This window comes from Bradyrhizobium sp. LB14.3 (assembly GCF_040547985.1).
Lineage (GTDB): Bacteria > Pseudomonadota > Alphaproteobacteria > Rhizobiales > Xanthobacteraceae > Bradyrhizobium.
Genome location: NZ_JBEPQT010000040.1, coordinates 24,637 through 39,841, shown reverse-complemented (window position 1 = coordinate 39,841; position 15,205 = coordinate 24,637). Strand labels below are relative to the sequence as shown.

Genomic DNA, 15,205 nt, shown 5'->3' with positions numbered 1-15,205 from the left:
GCTGATCCGCAGAACCTCAGCCTGCTTGGTGATCGACAGATCGTGCTCACGGTCGATCATCGCTTTGCGCTCAGCAATCCCGCCTTGGTGAGCGCTCCTTCTAAAAAATCGTTCTCCAGCGTCAGCTCTCCGATCTTGGCGTGCAGCGACTTCACGTCGATCGCGGGCGCCGCCGACGCAGCGCTGCCCGGGCCGAATACGCCAGATGCCCCGCCTTCGAGCTGGGCCTTCCAGGCCGTAATCTGATTGGGGTGAACATCAAAGTGCTCGGCCAGTTGGGCTATCGTCCGGTCACCCTTGACGGCGGCAAGCGCCACCTTCGCCTTGAAGGCCGCTGTGTGGTTCCGGCGCGGTCGTCTGTTCATCGTCTCTCCTGATTCGCGGGCTTATCGTGCCCGCCGTCAGGCAGAAACTCCACTTAGCGTCCTGTTCAAATTTGCGAGGCCGGCTCTGATTGTAGACATGGTTCAGTTATTACCTGCTTGTTAGTTGAAAGTTCTGCCCGCTGTGCTAACAGCGCCGCTCATCGAAGACTAAGGAGACGCACCAGTTGAAACGTCCTGCCAAGAAGAAGCCAACGCGACGCGAGTGGACACCTGCTGATTTGCGGAGTCTCAAGAAGCATTCGAAGGATCGAACGCCAGTTCTGAAAATCTCGAAGGAGATGAAGCGCACCATCGGTTCCCTACGTCAGAAGGCCCTTGTATTGGGCATCGGCTTGGGTCACCAGCGCTGATCAGGCGAGAGCTGCGCAGCTATGCGGCGCGGCTACTCTTCCCACGCGATCAGTTCGGTGGGCTCCACTTGGTGGGCTCGCTCGGCTCCGGCATAATCTCGCGCCACCGTTCAGCTTGCTCGATAAGAATCGCGAACGGAGAGCCCGGCACGACTTGCGGCACGGCATGGCGCAGCGTATCCGCGATGCCCGGAATGCGGCTGATGGCATCGAGCTTTTCGGAAGCTTGGTTGATGAGATGGGCGAGTGCGTTTAGCTCGCCCGCAAGCGCTTCATTGTCCATCGTCGTCGCCCGATTTGTCGGCGTCGCACGCAAAGGGCTTCGACCCGTCTCCGCTTCGCAAGTAGTTCAGGGGGACTTCGTGCCCGGCGCGCTCGTTCTCGCCATAGCACCGCGCGGAGCCTACTCCGACGCAGCTCGCGAGTAAGCCCGCCAACACTTCCACAGCATCCGCGATACGGGGCGCGGCAGCGGCGATCTTTTCAAGTGCTTCGGCGGCACGCCCCAGGCGGGCGTCTTCAGAAAGCGCCAGCAGGTCGGTCAAACTCATTGTTTGGTCGGATTGTTTGGTCATCAGCGGTTCTCTCTAAGTGGGGCGGGTTTGCGAGTGTGAACGCGGCGCTGCCCGGATAGGCCCGCGCGAGTGCGGGTTTTGTGCGCTGCACGATAGTAATTGCCCGCAGGTGTGAGTAATTTTCAGCGTCTGCCAAAGAGACGGCTTCAAGTGCCGCGCACAATCAGTTCCCAAGGATGGAAAGGCCGCTCCTCGGGGCGAGCCTTTCTGTCAGCACAGGAGGAAAATCAAATGCATCCGAAAGCGCCCGCTTGCCCTGACACCGAAAGAAAGGTCGCGTTCGAGAGCCATTTGGTTGCGTCAACTCGCAGAAGGTGCCGGAGACTCGGAATTCGCGCATAGACTCGAAATTTTGACGGACGAGTATGACGAGCTTGCGAGGTCAATCGGATTTGAAGACAGCGAAGTTGATTAGGACAGGAGTTCAGCGCAGCGCTCCTAGCCGTGGCATGGGCCATCTACGCTCGCAGGCGCAGCGCTCACCGCTGCCGCCCTCGCAATCGCAACCTTGTTTGTTGGTACACCTGTTGAAATTCATGAGGACGCATCGGTAAATGCAGTTGCAGTCTATATTGACCTGTCCGCAGTGTGATCACCGCTCGGCTGAGACAATGCCAACTGACGCCTGCCAGTTCTTCTATGACTGCCAGGGCTGCGGCATCCGATTGAAGCCTAAGCAGGGCGATTGCTGCGTGTTCTGCTCTTTCGGTTCAGTTCCTTGTCCGCCAGTTCAGAAGAACGGGAAAGGCGCCTGCTGTAACTGATCCTTTGTTGCGACCGCGCGGCCTGGTGGAGCGCCGCGCAGACCCGGGACCGGGTAGACCCGCGCGGCGCATGTCCCATCTGGAAGGACAAGGGCCGCGCGCCCGCACACGCGGCCCTCACCTATGGGTGAAATCGTCCCCGTAAGATCGCGATTTGTTGCGCGGCCTGTTTTCCCCGTCCTCTGTCGCTTCCGCCTGACGGCCTGAACGGCTGATAGCCAAGCAGTCGGTCGGTCAGTGCGTATCTCTATATACGCACTAACCGACCAACCGACCTGCGAGGGTCGGTTAGTTAGGGCGGTCGGTCTGGAATCAGCTAAGTAATTGTGAAGTCGGTTAGTCCGGTCGGTCGCTCTTCAGACCGACCGACCACACGTAAAGCGACGGACTGCAAAATCGGACCAACCGACCAGCTAATTTATTGTTCTTGCGATTAATTATGACGCTGCCGCCTCCGAGGTCGGTTTGTCCCGAAATCAGACCAACCGACCAAGCGGGCGGCTATCGCATACGACAAAGGGCGGCCCACATGGACCGCCCCCATGTGACACCGCACGACCTCCGCCTGCGCTTCTTTGCACCGATGAAGGAATTCACTCACGAATTCATCGCGCGCCTGAGCCAGCTCGACTATGCGCGTGCGATGGCCTTTATCGCGTTCGACGAGGCGACCGGCGAGATGGTGGGCGTGGTCCGCCTCCATTCGGACTCGATCTGCGGCGAATACGCGATCCTGCTGCGGTCCGACCTCAAGGGCAGAGGGCTTGGATGGGCTCTGATGGAATTGATCATCGACTACGCCAGAGCGGAAGGGCTGAAGGCCATATCGGGCGACGTGCTGAAGGAGACCACCGTGATGGTCGAGATGTGCCGGCAACTCGGCTTCGAGGTCAGACCGGATCCGACCGAGCCTGACATCTGCGACGTCCGGCTCAAGCTATGAGCGCGCTCGCGCGCTTTAGGAGCCCGCTTCGGCGGACGTTGCGGCGGACTTCTCCGCCGTCGTTCGCAAGTTCTTGGCGACGATCGCGACCAGCGGCACGAGCACCGGCACGAGCATGCTGAGCGGATGCTGAACCGCGCCTGACACTTGAGCCTGAAGCGCGCGCGCCTCAAGCTGAGGGGCTTCGATGGATGCGCCGTGATTTTCATTGGCAAGCTCAATATCGCGGCCGGACGGGACGCTCCCGGCGATGACGAAGAGGACCGCCGCGAAACGCTCGATGGCGTGCGTCGCGTCTCAGGGTTGATCCATCGCAAGGAAGCGGCGCAGACTTCGCCATATTCTGCGGTTTAGAAAACAAAATGGGATTGGATCAATGTTGGAAGACGTCTTCGCTTTTGCAGATGAGGCATTGCCCGGCACAAAGGTAATGCCGCCATACTCCGAGGCCCAATTTCTGGCCGAACTCGGAAACCGTGTGCGCAGCGCGCGTATGCATTGCGAAATGTCGCGCCGAGAACTTGCTCGCAGGTCCGGCATCTCCGAGCGGTATATTGCACAGATCGAGGGCGGCAAAGGCAATGTCTCCATCGTCCTGTTACTCCGACTTGCCTCGGCGATTCACCACACCCAACCGAAGGCGCGGCGGAATGGAGCTTAAGAGAGACGTGTCGACGCCACCAGTTCCGACTGTTCGAAATTCGCCCAGGTCTCAAGAAAACATCGGTTGTCCCACCTTTCGTTTTCGACGCAGCTCAACGTCGCCATGCCCCCGTCGTCGCAAAATCGGGCCATGAACTGGATTGCAGACTTTTGGTCGCGACTTCCAAGTCCGCTAGGGTGGCGGGAAATTGCGACGGCGCCGTTTGATCGCGAGATCGAGCTGGCCGTCATCAGCGATCACGTCGCCCCGCTGAAGCGAGCGTGCCTGCGCCACGGTAACGGCTGGCTTGATGCCGAAACACTGAGACCCGTAACCGTGACCGCGACGCATTGGCGCTACCGGATGCCAACCACGCTGCCGATGAGCTGCTGCTGATGAAAGAACCGCTGTTTATCAAACGAATAGCCATCGTCTGGTTTGCGGGATCCCGATTCGGTTCTCGGCGCAAGCGCCCGAACTGGAAGCTGCTGATATTATTCACCGCGATCATGTTCGCGTTGCTGCTGCTGGCGCGCTGACCGCGGCCCACGGCGCTTGCAGGCCACCGCGAGGCACAAGTACCGCCGCATCAGATGCAGTCCGCTCTAGATAATCTTGGTATTTGGCAGTTCAGCCGGCATCAGATCGCCGCCTGTTGTTTCCAATTCTTCGCCCAGTCGCGCCTGCGCCGCGTCTCGGATGCGGGCCGCAATCTGCGGCTCCCGGTCCATCAGGCTGTGCAGGTCGGAAGCGTCGAGCGCAAGCAGGCGGGTCGTTTGCAGCGCAATCACGGTTGCCGAACGGCGCGATTGCCGCAAGGCGGCGATTTCGCCAAAGAAGTCACCAGCGCCGAGATGGACATGCTTGTGGCGCAGCCTGATCTCCACCTCTCCATCTAATATCAAATACATCGAATGCGCAGGCTCGCCGCGACGGGCAATAGTCGTTCCCTTGTTCACCTTCTGCGCGCGGAGAATCTTCATCACATCTGCGATCTGTGCAGCAGTTAATTCGCTGAACAAGGGAACCCTCGCCACCAACCCCCAGGTGACGACAAAATCCCTGCGATGCACTTCGTTGGCAAATGCCGTCGCCACGATACCTACTGGCAGCGCCACCATCAGCAGCCCGACGAAGATCGTCAATCCGGCTATCAGCCGGCCACCCGTGGTTATCGGTACGGCGTCGCCATACCCTACCGTTCCGAGCGTCACGATCGCCCACCACATCGCGTCGGGGATGGTGCCGAACCTGTCCGGCTGGGCGGCACCTTCGGCGAGATGCATCAGTGCAGCCGCGATCAGCGTCGCGCCACATAGAATCACAAAGCAGCCGACCAGCGCCCGACGCTCGGCATAGAGCGCCTCCAGTAACGAGCGCATCGCGGGAGAATAGCGGGTGAGCTTGAAGAAGCGTATCAGGCGCAGGACCAGAAGTGCTTTAAAATCGGCCGCTATGAACAGGGGCAGCCAGAATGGCAGCACCGCAGCGAGATCGATCAGCCCGGCTGGACTTGCCGCCAGACGCACGCGTGAACGGATTGCGCCGAACCGTCGCCACCTCGGATGTTCGATCGCCGTCCACAGCCGCGCTGCATACTCGATCGTGAAGGTGAGCAGGGCAGCATATTCGATCGCCTGAAACGCCTTGGCATACTGGCCTGCCAGCCTCGGCACGGATTCCAGCACGGTCGCGGCGAGCGTGACAACTATGAGCCCGATCAGTGTCCAGTTCACGACCGCACCGAATCTATCGACGGCGGAGCCCTGATCGAGGATGCCGTATAGACGTTGACGAAATTGCGTTCCCTGATGAAGGCGACACACCGTTACCTCCCCGCCGACGACGGCTTCAGACCGAGCGATCCTGCGGCGGATCATCATCAGCAATTGCGCGCCAGGCGGCGCCGTCGAGATCGTCGTACTGGCCGCTGCGGAGCGACCAGAGGAAGGCGACGAGGCCGGCTCCGCCGAGGGCCAGCGCCAGCGGGACCAGGATGACCAGGATTTCCATCACACGATCTCCCGCGAGCCGCTGCGCGCCCGCAGCGAATTCAGCATCACCAGAATTGAGGATCCGCTCATCGCCGCAGCCGCGATCAACGGCGTTACCACGCCGCTGATCGCAACCGGCACCGCCAGCACATTGTAACCGATCGCAAGCCAGAGATTTTGCCGCATCAGATGCAACGCCTTGCGTGCCGAATCGATGGCGGCGACGACCGGCGCCAGCGGCCGGCCGAGGAAGACGAGATCGGCGGTGGCCTGGCTGAGATGCGCGGCCGAGATCGGCGACATCGAGACATGGGCCGCCGCGAGCGACGGCGCGTCGTTCATGCCGTCACCGACCATCAGCACCTTTGCGCCGCGCTGCTTCAATTCCTCGATCCGCGCGATCTTGTCGGCCGGCGTGACGCCGGCCCGCCACTCCGCGATGCCGAGCGCATGGGCTGCCGCAATCACCGCGGGCTCGCGATCGCCGGAGAGGATCTCGATGCCGATATTGCGCGCCTTCAATGCCGCGATCACGGCTGGGGCGTCCGGGCGAAGGCCCTGCCGCACGGAGAAGATGAATTTTTCGCTTCCCCTGCTGAAGGCCACGATGGAGGCCTCAGGATCGAGGTTGTTCCCGCTGACCAACGCTTCTGCGCTGCAGAAGGTTGGACGGCCGAGGCGGATATCAACGTCGTCGACTGTGGAACGCACGCCCTGCCCGGCCTCTTCGACCGCATTGAGGATCGGCGATTTGGCACCCGCGGCCTGCGCGACGGCAGCCGCGACAGGATGATGGCTCGACAACGCGAGCCGGCCGGCGAGTTGGAAGATATCAGCGGGAATGTCGGCCGCGTTCGTGACTTCGAGAGCCGGCAGCGTCAGCGTGCCGGTCTTGTCGAAGATGACATGGTTGACTTCGGCCAGGCGCTCGATGGCATCGCCGGAATTGAGCAGCACGCCGGACTTGAACATCGCGCCCGAGGCGATCGCCTGCACCGTCGGAATCGCAAGCCCGAGTGCACAAGGACAGGTGATGATGAGGACCGCAACGCCGGTGATGATCGCATCATGCCAGCTCGCGCCGGCGATGACCCAGCCGAGAATAGTGATGAGCGCGGTCGCATGCACCACCGGCGCGTAGAGCCGCGAGGCACGATCGGCGAGCCGCATGTAGCGCGAACGGGCCTGCAGCGCGTTGTCGAGCAGCCGCGTGATCTCGGCGAGCAGCGTCGCTTCCGACGCCGCCGAGACCCGCACCCGCAGCGTGCCGGAGATGTTCATCGAGCCCGCATAGATCGGCGTGCCCTGCTCCGCCGTGACATAGAGCGTCTCGCCGGTGATCAGGCTTTGATCGATCTCGGAACGCCCCTCGATTACGGTGCCGTCGATGGCGCAGCGCTCGCCTGGCCGCAGCAACACGATGTCGCCGGGATAGATTGCAGCGACAGGCACCTGAAAAATCTCATCAGACGCGACGAACTTGGCCGCAGTCTCCGCCTTCAGCGCCGCGAGATTGCCCGCGACCGCGCGGGTCCGCCGCCGCATGTTCTGGTCGAGGAAGCGGCCGACCAGCAGGAAAGTCAGCAGCATGATCGCCGCATCGAAATAGGCGTGCTCGGCGTGGTGGACGGTCTCGACCACGGACATGCCGAGCGCGAGGCACACGCCGATCGAGATCGGCACGTCCATGTTGGTGGTCTTGTTCGACAGCGCGCGCCAGGCCGAGCGGAAGAACGGCTGGCCGGCATAGGCCACCGCCGGCAGTGCGATCAGCGCCGAGAGCCAGTGGAAGAAGTCGCGCTGCTCGGGCAGCATGTCCGAGACGTTGCCCGACCATACCGGGATCGACAGCATCATCACGTTCATGGTGGCGAACGCCGCAACGCCGAGGCAGCGCAGCAGGAAGCGCGATTCCGCGATCTCGGTCGCTTCCGCGCTCTCGGTCTCGTAGGGATAGGCCTTGTAGCCGAGTTCCTCGAGCCGATCGATGAAGCGGACAGGATCGAGCGTGCCCTCTTTCCATTCCAGCGCGACGCGCCGGTCGGTGAAGTTGACCCGCGCCAGCGTGACATCAGGAATGGCCGACAGACCGCGCTCGATCTTGGCCATGCAACCCGCGCAGTGAACGCCCTCGACCGCGAGGTCGATGTGCTGAAGGCCAGCGCCCACGGCGCGGACATAGTGAGAGAAATCGCGTGTCACCTGCATGGTGGGATCTCAGTTCAGGATCACGCGGTTACGCGACAGGAACACGCGGTCGCCCTTGGCATCGCCCTCGATGACGAGATCCCACTGACCCGGCGCGACCGATGCGGCATCGCCGCGATAGATGCCGCTGCCGGCCTCGGATAGCTCGACCGCGAGATCTGCGCGCTTATCGGTCGGCCGCTCCAGGCGGCCCTCGAATTTCAATCCGGTCACCGGCTGGCCCGCCGCATCGCGCGCGTCGAGCTGGAGCACGGCGTGGCCGTCGGCGCGCCGCTCGATATGCGCACTGACTTTCCAGTTGCGCGCGACCTGGTCCCGTGCCGCCGAGATCTCGCGATCGTAAGTGAGGCCCGCGGCATAGGGGCTGTCGACGTCGGTGCCGGGCAGCGTCGCGATCGCGAGCTTCATCATGGTGACGTTGACGCCGATTACGACGCCGAAAAAGGCGACCAGCATCAGGAACACGTTGGATCCGGTCAGCGGCTTGATGGCCATGGCAGTCTCCTGGTGTTACGGCGAGACGAAATTGTCGGTGGTGGTGGCAACCTCGCCGAGCCCGATATCGGTGACGTGGAAGCGCACGGGGATCGATTTCTCCGGATTGCTGTCAGCTGGCGCGGTGACGAGCAGCCGCAGCTCGCTGGTGGAGTCGCGCGGGATCACGATCATCGGGCGGGCCGGCGTCACGGAATCGGCACCGACGACATGTATGGTCAGATTAGCCGGGCCGTCCGCATCGATCGCGACGACGCGATCATATCCGCTCTTGTTCAGAAGACGTACCGTATAGGCGTTTCGAATCGAACCGTCGCTGAGCTTGACCGCGACCGGGTTGCGGTCGTGCAGCACGTTGAGGTCGAGCAGAGTGCGGGTCGCCAGCACGTAGAGCATGATGCCGCCGACGGCCGCGATGATCGCACTGTAGGCGATGGTGCGAGCGCGGACGATGCGATAGATCGGCGCCTTTCCGTCCAGGCGGCGCTGGATGTTGATGTCGTTGCCATAGCCGATCAGCCGCTTCGGCCGGCCGATCTTGGTCATGACGTTGTCGCAGGCGTCGATGCAGAGCCCGCACTGGATGCATTCGAGCTGCGGCCCGTTGCGGATGTCAATGCCGGTCGGGCAGACCGCGACGCATTGATAGCAGTCGACGCAGTCGCCGACATGCTCGCCGAGTGCGCGCAGCTCCGCGGCCTTCTTCACCGAGGTGCGCTTCTCGCCGCGATCGTAGCGGTAGGTGACGTTGAGCGCCCACTCATCGGTGAGCGCGGCCTGGATGCGGGGCCACGGGCACATATACGTGCAGACCTGCTCGCGCATGAAGCCGGCGAGCACATACGTCGTCGCCGTCAGGATGCCGATCCAGATATAAGCGATCATTGGCGCCTGCAACGTGAGAAGCTGCTTCACCAGCGTCGGCGCATCGTTGAAATAGAGCACCCAGGCGCCGCCCGTCCACCAGGCGATCATCAGCCAGATCGCATGCTTGAGGGCGATCTCGGAGACGCGCTTGAGCGTCAGCGCACCGCCCGCCTTGTCCTTGCGCATCCGCTCGCGGCGGTCGCCTTCGACGAAGCGCTCGACGGCGTAGAATAGGTCGGTCCAGACCGTCTGCGGGCAGAGATAGCCGCACCAGATGCGCCCACCGACCGAGTTCATCAGAAACAGCGCCACCGCGGCGACGATCAGCAGGCCCGTGAAGTAATAGACCTCCTGCGGCCACAGCTCAATGAAGAAGAAGTAGAAGCGGCTGTTGGGAAGATCGACCAGCACCGCCTGGCTGGGCGCGCCGACGCCGCGGTTCCAGCGCACGAAGGGCAGGAAGTAATAGACCCCAAGGCAGAATGCCATGAGGCCCCATTTGATCCGGCGGAAGGTCCCGGAGATGCTCTGGGGATACACCTTCTTCTGGGCCACATAGAGCGGTCCGTTATCATCGTCCGATGTGAGCTCGTTCGGGTTCACGGTCTTGTTCATCGCCTGGGACTTCTCGAGGTGCGATTCAACCTAGCCCCGACCACGCCGCGTCAGTTGATCCAGCTCAAGCGGGGGCGTTTCTGTTCGCCCCCGCCCCTCAACTATTTTCCGCCGCCCAGGGAGTGGACGTAGACCGCCATCGCCTTGATGGTGGAAGGATCAAGCCGTCCTTCCCAGGCCGGCATGACGCCGGCGCGGCCCTGGCTAATGGTCTCGATCAGGGTCGCCTCGTCAGAGCCGTAGAGCCAGATCTTGTCGGTCAAATTGGGAGCACCGAGCTCCGGGTTGCCCTTGCCGCCATCGCCATGGCAGGCGACGCAATTGTCCGCAAAAATCTTCTCGCCCCTGGCGGCGTCATAGCCCTTTCCGGTCGAGAGGCCCGACAGCGACCTGACGTAATTGGCGACCGAAACGATCTCGTCGCCCTTCAGCACGCCGTCCTTGCCGAAGGCGAGCATCTGGCCTTCATGGGTCTTGGCATGACCGGAGCGGGCACCAAACTGGATGGTCTGCATGATCTGGTCGAGCGTGCCGCCCCACAGCCAGTCGTCGTCGTTCAGGTTCGGATAACCCGTGGCGCCGGCGCCGCCGGAGCCGTGGCACGGCGCGCAATTGTCGCCGAACACGGTCTTGCCCTTGGCGCGCGCGAGCGCCAGCAAGGCCGGATCCTTCTCGATGTCGGCGAGCGAGGCCGCGCCCAACGCCGCCATCTTGTCGCCCCTGATCTTCTCGAGATTGGCGAGCTCGACCGCGACGTCGGCGCGCGTCGAGTAGCCGAACAGTCCTGTCGTGTTGCTGGAGATCAGCGGCCAGGCCGGATAGACGATCCAGTAGCCGATCGCCCAGACGATGGTGAGATAGAAGGTGATCACCCACCAGCGCGGCAGCGGCGTGTTGAGCTCCTTGATGCCGTCCCATTCATGCCCTGTCGTGGATCTGCCGGAAACGGAATCGAATTCGCCATGATGTTCGGTCATGATGTCTTACTCCTCCCGCAGCGGCAGCTGTGCCGCTTTGTCGAACTCAGCCTTGTTGCGGGGCCAAAGTGCGTAGGCGATGATCGCGAGAAAGATCGCGACGAAGACCGGCGTCCAGATCGTGGTCACGAGACCCGAGGCGAGATTGTCGAGTGTCAGAATGGCTTTCATCGGTGGTGCCTTCTCAGCGAAGATTGGCTTTCTCGTTGTAGATCTTGAAGTCGACCAGCGTGCCGAGCATCTGGAGATATGCGATCAGGGCATCCATCTCGGTCGGCGTGCCGGCCTTGCCGTCAAAATTGCGCACGACCGCCTTGGCGTAGCGTTTGGTGAAGGCGTCGGTGCCGGCATTATCCGGATCGGCCTGGGCCTTCATATCGGCGGCCGCGCTGGCGATCTGGTCGTCTGTATAGGGAACGCCGACCGTCCGCAGGGTGCGCATATGGTCGCCTATCGTCCCTGGATCGACTTCTGTCGAGCTGAGGAACGGATAGCCCGGCATGACCGATTGCGGAACGATCGCGCGCGGATTGCTCAGATGAGTGACGTGCCAGTCGTCGGAATACTTTGCTCCGACACGAGCAAGGTCAGGACCGGTGCGCTTCGAGCCCCATTGGAACGGATGGTCGAACATGCTCTCGGCCGCGAGCGAGAAATGACCGTAGCGTTCGACCTCGTCGCGCAAGGGACGGATCATCTGGGAATGGCAGAGATAGCAGCCTTCGCGGACGTAGACGTTGCGGCCCGCGAGCTCCAGCGGCGTATACGGCCTGATGCCATCGACCACCTCGATCGTGCTTTTGAGGTAGAACAGCGGCGTGATCTCGACGAGACCGCCGATCGCGATCACCAGCAAAATGCCGACGACCAGGATGATCGAGTTCTTTTCGAAGACTTGGTGACGTGTCCAGAACGACATGGGAAGCTCCTCATTCCGCCGCCTGAAGAGCGACGGGCATCTGGACTTCCTGTTCGCCTGTGCGAACCGTCATCCAGAGATTGTAGGCCATGATCAGCGCGCCGATCAGGAACAGCGCGCCGCCGGCGGCACGGATGACGTAGAAGGGATGCATCGCCTCGACGGTCTCGATGAAGGAATATTCAAGAAAGCCGAGCGAGGTGTAGGCGCGCCACATCAGGCCCTGGAGGATGCCGGACACCCACATCGCCGAGATGTAGAGAACGATGCCGAGAGTGGCGATCCAGAAATGCCAGTTGACGAGCTTCAGGCTGTAGAGGCCCTTGCGATTCCAGACCCACGGCACCAGGCAGTACAGCGCGCCGAAGGAGACGAAACCGACCCAGCCGAGCGCACCGGAATGCACGTGGCCGATGGTCCAGTCGGTGTAGTGGCTGAGTGAATTGACCACCTTGATCGACATCATCGGTCCCTCGAAGGTCGACATGCCGTAGAAGGCGACGGAGACGACGAGCATGCGCAGCACGGGATCGGTGCGCAGCTTGTCCCAGGCGCCCGACAGCGTCATCAGGCCGTTGATCATGCCGCCCCACGAAGGCATCCACAGCATGATCGAGAAGGTCATGCCGAGCGTCTGCGTCCAATCCGGCAATGCGGTGTAGTGCAGATGGTGCGGACCTGCCCAGATGTAGAGGAAGATCAGCGCCCAAAAGTGGATGATCGAGAGCCGATAGGAATAGATCGGCCGCTCCGCGCGCTTCGGAATGAAGTAGTACATGATGGCGAGGAAGCCCGCGGTCAGGAAGAAGCCGACCGCGTTGTGGCCATACCACCACTGGAACATCGCATCCTGGATGCCGCCCCAGGCGATATAGGATTTGGAGCCGAAGAACGACACCGGCAGCGCGGGGTTGTTGCCGAGATGCAGAACCGCGATCGTCACGATGAAGGCAAGATAGAACCAGTTCGCCACGAAGATGTGCGGTTCCTTGCGCTTCAGGATGGTGCCGAGGAAGACCAGCAGATAGGTGACCCAGACGATGGTGAGCCAGAGGTCGGCATACCATTCCGGCTCGGCATATTCCTTGGACTGCGTGACGCCGAGCAGATAGCCCGTGCCGGCGATGAGGATGAAATAATTGTAGCCGAGCACGACGAACCAGGGCGCGAGATCGCCGACGAGCCGCGCGCGGCAGGACTTCTGCACGACGTAGAACGATGTCGCGATCAGGACGTTGCCGCCGAAGGCGAAGATCACGGCGGAGGTGTGCAGCGGCCGCAATCGGCCGAATTGAATCCACGGCAGGTCGAAGTTCAGCGCGGGCCAGGCCAGCTGCGAGGCGATGATGAGCCCGACCAGGAAGCCCGCGATGCCCCAGACCATCGCCATGACGGCGGAGAACTTGATCGGGCCCATGTTGCAGTTGGGACGACCATTGATCTCCGCAGGCGGCAGCGCCGCCGGACGATCGTAATAGCGGTTGATGATGAAGAACACCGCGGCCAGACTCGCCGCCGCACTCAGTCCGGCGTGAAAGGCGAACGGCGCGTCGAGCGCCTTGGCCGAGGCGATCAGGCACAGGAAGGCAGTGACCGCGAACAACGCCGCCAGGCCGCTTTCACCTGACGTCATGGACTTGGAGATGGAGGGCTGGGGCATCGCGGATTCTCTCTGAAAGAACACGCCGCCAGAAACCACATTCACCCTCGCCGAGAATTGATTGAGATCAAGATTGGTCTTTGGTTCTTCGTATGAGCGGTATTTTGGTAACCGCCCCGTACATTTAGGGCGCAGCCAGATGAAGTGCTCCTGCTGCCTCCGCGCCGTCATTGCGAGGAGCTCTTGCGACGAGGCAAACCAGGATTTCGCCGTGGCGGCAGTCTGGATTGCTTCGCTTCGCGTAACTGCCCAGGTCCGTTTGCTCGGTTAGGCGACGCTGAGTTTGTGGATGAGTTGTGCGGGGCATCGGGACAATGTTTCGAGCATGTTCCATCCGCGCTTTCGAGCGGTGCCGATCAGGGTGCGAAGCGTGGCGAAATTGTCTGCGCCTTGTGAGGTGCGGAAGCCGGCAGAGATCTTCTGCCGCAATTTCATCATCCGAGCATCGCGCTCGGCCTCGTTGTTGGTAAACGGCACCGCCGAGTTGTGCAGAAACAGCCGCACCGCCTCTTTATGTAACTTGAGGCGCAACAGGAGATTATGGCCCGTGCGCCGTCTGATCCGCCCGCGCTTGATGTCGCGAGGCAGCGCGGGTAGCGCCTCGTGCCAGGCGATACCGGCGCGGATAATGCGGTCATAAAGTCGCTCGGCGGCGCGGATTCTGCTGGGACGCAGCGCGCCTGTCTGATCGGTTGGATGCTCTGACGCCAGATTGACCTCGTGGCACAGGCAGCGGAGCAACCCGCGCATGCGCCGGGCCCAGGCCTCGCCATCGATGTCCACCAGCGCCGTCAACTCGCGCAGGTGATGCGCATTGCACAGCGCATGCGTGACACCGGACATCTGAAAATAGGATGTCCAATGGTCGTGCACAACGATATGCGCCGCTTGCGTCAGCACCTCGCCGCGCCTGGGTGAGACGCGATAATGCACCAGCCCATTGATCCCGGCGGTGCCCGCGACATGCAGCCATTGCGGCGTGGCGCCCACCCAGAACCCGGTCTCATCCAAATGCTTGACCGGTGCCCGGCGGATTTGCTCGCAGACTGCCGCAGCGAAATCCTGCGTCCGGCTGGCAGCCCGGGCGATCATTTGTCCGATCGTGCCGGCCGAGATGGTCACGCCAAACAGATCGGAGAGGATTTGCCCGAGCCGATCTTCAGGCAGAAACTGTCCCGCCGACAGATAGGTCACCACAGCGGCCAACCGGACGCCATATTGCGCCGGCGCCCTTACCTCGGGTGGAAACGATCCTGTCGTGACCGCGCCACAGCCGCTGCATTTGCAACGATAAAGCTGATGCTCCGTGACGAGCAGCGGCGCCGGCGCCGGCAGATCGAACACCTGACGGCTGCCGACAAGTTCCAGCAGTTCACCCTCCAGCGCCATTCGGCAGCGCCCGCATCTGACAGGGCGATGCATGATCGTATGATCGACCCGTTCGGACCGCTTCAAGTGTTTGCCTGCATGGCCGGGCTGGCCGCCGGGCTTCTTCAACCCTCGCTCACGCAGGCTCTGTGTCCGGCGAGAAGCCTGGCCCGGTCCATCGCTCGAAGGCGGCTTGCTGCTATTGGAGCTGTCCAGACCAAGCCGACGCTCCAGATCGGCCACACGCACCGTCAGCAATGCGTTCTGCTGCTCCAACATCAGGTTGCGCTCCTGCAACTCCCCAATCAGGGCCAGCAGGGCATCCACAGACAATGAGGAATTTGGCGGCGTCACCCATACCTTGACTCACAAACACATGTGGTCAGTCAAGAGAATACAAACGGCCACCTGGGCAGTTACCGCTTCGCTCGCAATGACGGA

The 15,205-nt window shown here is 62.0% G+C and carries 17 protein-coding genes and 2 pseudogenes; 5 read left to right on the top strand and 14 right to left on the bottom strand.

The window, feature by feature from the left end:
• A pseudogene (locus ABIB00_RS35950) lies at positions 1 to 365 on the bottom strand (transposase); the annotation flags it as partial.
• Positions 366 to 550: 185 nt separating this feature from the next.
• Between ABIB00_RS35950 and ABIB00_RS35945 the strand changes: the two are divergent.
• Entirely contained in the window at positions 551 to 736 is a 186-nt protein-coding gene (locus ABIB00_RS35945; RefSeq protein WP_354052015.1) for a hypothetical protein, read from the top strand.
• Positions 737 to 785: 49 nt separating this feature from the next.
• On the opposite strand, the gene ABIB00_RS35940 is transcribed toward ABIB00_RS35945, so the two are convergent.
• Both ABIB00_RS35940 and ABIB00_RS35935 read right to left on the bottom strand, forming a co-directional pair.
• Entirely contained in the window at positions 786 to 1,019 is a 234-nt protein-coding gene (locus ABIB00_RS35940) for a hypothetical protein (RefSeq protein ID WP_354107625.1), read from the bottom strand.
• Positions 1,009 to 1,311 carry a hypothetical protein gene (locus tag ABIB00_RS35935; RefSeq protein ID WP_354107624.1) on the bottom strand — a complete coding sequence of 101 codons (303 nt, stop codon included), beginning with the start codon at positions 1,309 to 1,311 and terminating at the stop codon, positions 1,009 to 1,011. Before ABIB00_RS35935 ends, ABIB00_RS35940 begins: the two co-directional genes overlap by 11 nt.
• A 554-nt stretch (positions 1,312 to 1,865) precedes the next feature.
• On the opposite strand from ABIB00_RS35935, the gene ABIB00_RS35930 reads away from it, so the two are divergent.
• Positions 1,866 to 2,075, top strand: coding sequence for a GDCCVxC domain-containing (seleno)protein (locus ABIB00_RS35930; RefSeq protein WP_354052021.1), 210 nt, complete (start codon positions 1,866 to 1,868; stop codon positions 2,073 to 2,075).
• A 541-nt stretch (positions 2,076 to 2,616) separates the two neighbouring features.
• A pseudogene (locus ABIB00_RS35925) lies at positions 2,617 to 3,018 on the top strand (GNAT family N-acetyltransferase); the annotation flags it as partial.
• 15 nt (positions 3,019 to 3,033) lie between these two features.
• On the opposite strand, the gene ABIB00_RS35920 reads toward ABIB00_RS35925, so the two are convergent.
• Positions 3,034 to 3,165 (bottom strand): hypothetical protein, encoded by a 132-nt coding sequence (locus tag ABIB00_RS35920; protein WP_354107623.1) that lies wholly within the window; start codon positions 3,163 to 3,165, stop codon positions 3,034 to 3,036.
• 229 nt (positions 3,166 to 3,394) lie between these two features.
• On the opposite strand from ABIB00_RS35920, the gene ABIB00_RS35915 reads away from it, so the two are divergent.
• Both ABIB00_RS35915 and ABIB00_RS35910 read left to right on the top strand, forming a co-directional pair.
• Positions 3,395 to 3,679: a helix-turn-helix domain-containing protein gene (locus ABIB00_RS35915; protein ID WP_354107622.1), complete on the top strand. Its 285-nt coding sequence runs from the start codon at positions 3,395 to 3,397 to the stop codon at positions 3,677 to 3,679.
• 332 nt (positions 3,680 to 4,011) lie between these two features.
• Positions 4,012 to 4,200, top strand: a complete 189-nt coding sequence (locus ABIB00_RS35910) for a hypothetical protein (protein ID WP_354107621.1) — start codon at positions 4,012 to 4,014, stop codon at positions 4,198 to 4,200.
• A gap of 66 nt (positions 4,201 to 4,266) precedes the next feature.
• On the opposite strand, the gene ABIB00_RS35905 is transcribed toward ABIB00_RS35910, so the two are convergent.
• From ABIB00_RS35905 to tnpC, 10 genes are all read right to left on the bottom strand, one after another.
• On the bottom strand, positions 4,267 to 5,544 hold the full coding sequence (locus ABIB00_RS35905; protein ID WP_354107627.1) for a cyclic nucleotide-gated ion channel: 1,278 nt from the start codon (positions 5,542 to 5,544) through the stop codon (positions 4,267 to 4,269).
• A complete protein-coding gene (gene ccoS / locus ABIB00_RS35900) occupies positions 5,513 to 5,674 on the bottom strand; it encodes a cbb3-type cytochrome oxidase assembly protein CcoS (protein ID WP_148752182.1) in 162 nt (53 codons plus the stop codon). Before ccoS ends, ABIB00_RS35905 begins: the two co-directional genes overlap by 32 nt.
• Positions 5,674 to 7,863 (bottom strand): cation-translocating P-type ATPase, encoded by a 2,190-nt coding sequence (locus tag ABIB00_RS35895; protein WP_354107620.1) that lies wholly within the window; start codon positions 7,861 to 7,863, stop codon positions 5,674 to 5,676. Before ABIB00_RS35895 ends, ccoS begins: the two co-directional genes overlap by 1 nt.
• Before the next feature lie 9 nt (positions 7,864 to 7,872).
• Positions 7,873 to 8,358 (bottom strand): FixH family protein, encoded by a 486-nt coding sequence (locus tag ABIB00_RS35890; protein WP_354107619.1) that lies wholly within the window; start codon positions 8,356 to 8,358, stop codon positions 7,873 to 7,875.
• Positions 8,359 to 8,373: 15 nt separating this feature from the next.
• Positions 8,374 to 9,840 carry a cytochrome c oxidase accessory protein CcoG gene (gene ccoG, locus ABIB00_RS35885; protein WP_354107618.1) on the bottom strand — a complete coding sequence of 489 codons (1,467 nt, stop codon included), beginning with the start codon at positions 9,838 to 9,840 and terminating at the stop codon, positions 8,374 to 8,376.
• Between the two features lie 101 nt (positions 9,841 to 9,941).
• Positions 9,942 to 10,817 carry a cytochrome-c oxidase, cbb3-type subunit III gene (gene ccoP, locus ABIB00_RS35880; protein ID WP_354107617.1) on the bottom strand — a complete coding sequence of 292 codons (876 nt, stop codon included), beginning with the start codon at positions 10,815 to 10,817 and terminating at the stop codon, positions 9,942 to 9,944.
• A 6-nt stretch (positions 10,818 to 10,823) separates the two neighbouring features.
• Positions 10,824 to 10,988, bottom strand: a complete 165-nt coding sequence (locus ABIB00_RS35875; protein WP_354052036.1) for a cbb3-type cytochrome oxidase subunit 3 — start codon at positions 10,986 to 10,988, stop codon at positions 10,824 to 10,826.
• 13 nt (positions 10,989 to 11,001) lie between these two features.
• Positions 11,002 to 11,736, bottom strand: coding sequence for a cytochrome-c oxidase, cbb3-type subunit II (ccoO, locus tag ABIB00_RS35870; RefSeq protein ID WP_354052038.1), 735 nt, complete (start codon positions 11,734 to 11,736; stop codon positions 11,002 to 11,004).
• Between the two features lie 10 nt (positions 11,737 to 11,746).
• Positions 11,747 to 13,396: a cytochrome-c oxidase, cbb3-type subunit I gene (gene ccoN, locus ABIB00_RS35865; protein WP_354052039.1), complete on the bottom strand. Its 1,650-nt coding sequence runs from the start codon at positions 13,394 to 13,396 to the stop codon at positions 11,747 to 11,749.
• 267 nt (positions 13,397 to 13,663) lie between these two features.
• Entirely contained in the window at positions 13,664 to 15,118 is a 1,455-nt protein-coding gene (gene tnpC, locus ABIB00_RS35860; protein ID WP_354107616.1) for an IS66 family transposase, read from the bottom strand.
• Between the last annotated feature and the right edge of the window lie 87 nt (positions 15,119 to 15,205).

Excerpts from the sequence above, each read along its gene's own strand:
- ccoS (WP_148752182.1), bottom strand. The coding sequence starts at position 5,674 with ATGGAAATCCTGGTCATCCTGGTCCCGCTGGCGCTGGCCCTCGGCGGA.
- ccoN (WP_354052039.1), bottom strand. The coding sequence starts at position 13,396 with ATGCCCCAGCCCTCCATCTCCAAGTCCATGACGTCAGGTGAAAGCGGC.
- ABIB00_RS35890 (WP_354107619.1), bottom strand. The coding sequence starts at position 8,358 with ATGGCCATCAAGCCGCTGACCGGATCCAACGTGTTCCTGATGCTGGTC.
- ABIB00_RS35915 (WP_354107622.1), top strand. The coding sequence starts at position 3,395 with ATGTTGGAAGACGTCTTCGCTTTTGCAGATGAGGCATTGCCCGGCACA.
- ABIB00_RS35930 (WP_354052021.1), top strand. The coding sequence starts at position 1,866 with ATGCAGTTGCAGTCTATATTGACCTGTCCGCAGTGTGATCACCGCTCG.
- ccoP (WP_354107617.1), bottom strand. The coding sequence starts at position 10,817 with ATGACCGAACATCATGGCGAATTCGATTCCGTTTCCGGCAGATCCACG.
- ABIB00_RS35875 (WP_354052036.1), bottom strand. The coding sequence starts at position 10,988 with ATGAAAGCCATTCTGACACTCGACAATCTCGCCTCGGGTCTCGTGACC.
- ccoG (WP_354107618.1), bottom strand. The coding sequence starts at position 9,840 with ATGAACAAGACCGTGAACCCGAACGAGCTCACATCGGACGATGATAAC.
- ccoO (WP_354052038.1), bottom strand. The coding sequence starts at position 11,736 with ATGTCGTTCTGGACACGTCACCAAGTCTTCGAAAAGAACTCGATCATC.
- ABIB00_RS35935 (WP_354107624.1), bottom strand. The coding sequence starts at position 1,311 with ATGACCAAACAATCCGACCAAACAATGAGTTTGACCGACCTGCTGGCG.
- ABIB00_RS35895 (WP_354107620.1), bottom strand. The coding sequence starts at position 7,863 with ATGCAGGTGACACGCGATTTCTCTCACTATGTCCGCGCCGTGGGCGCT.
- ABIB00_RS35905 (WP_354107627.1), bottom strand. The coding sequence starts at position 5,544 with ATGATGATCCGCCGCAGGATCGCTCGGTCTGAAGCCGTCGTCGGCGGG.
- ABIB00_RS35940 (WP_354107625.1), bottom strand. The coding sequence starts at position 1,019 with ATGGACAATGAAGCGCTTGCGGGCGAGCTAAACGCACTCGCCCATCTC.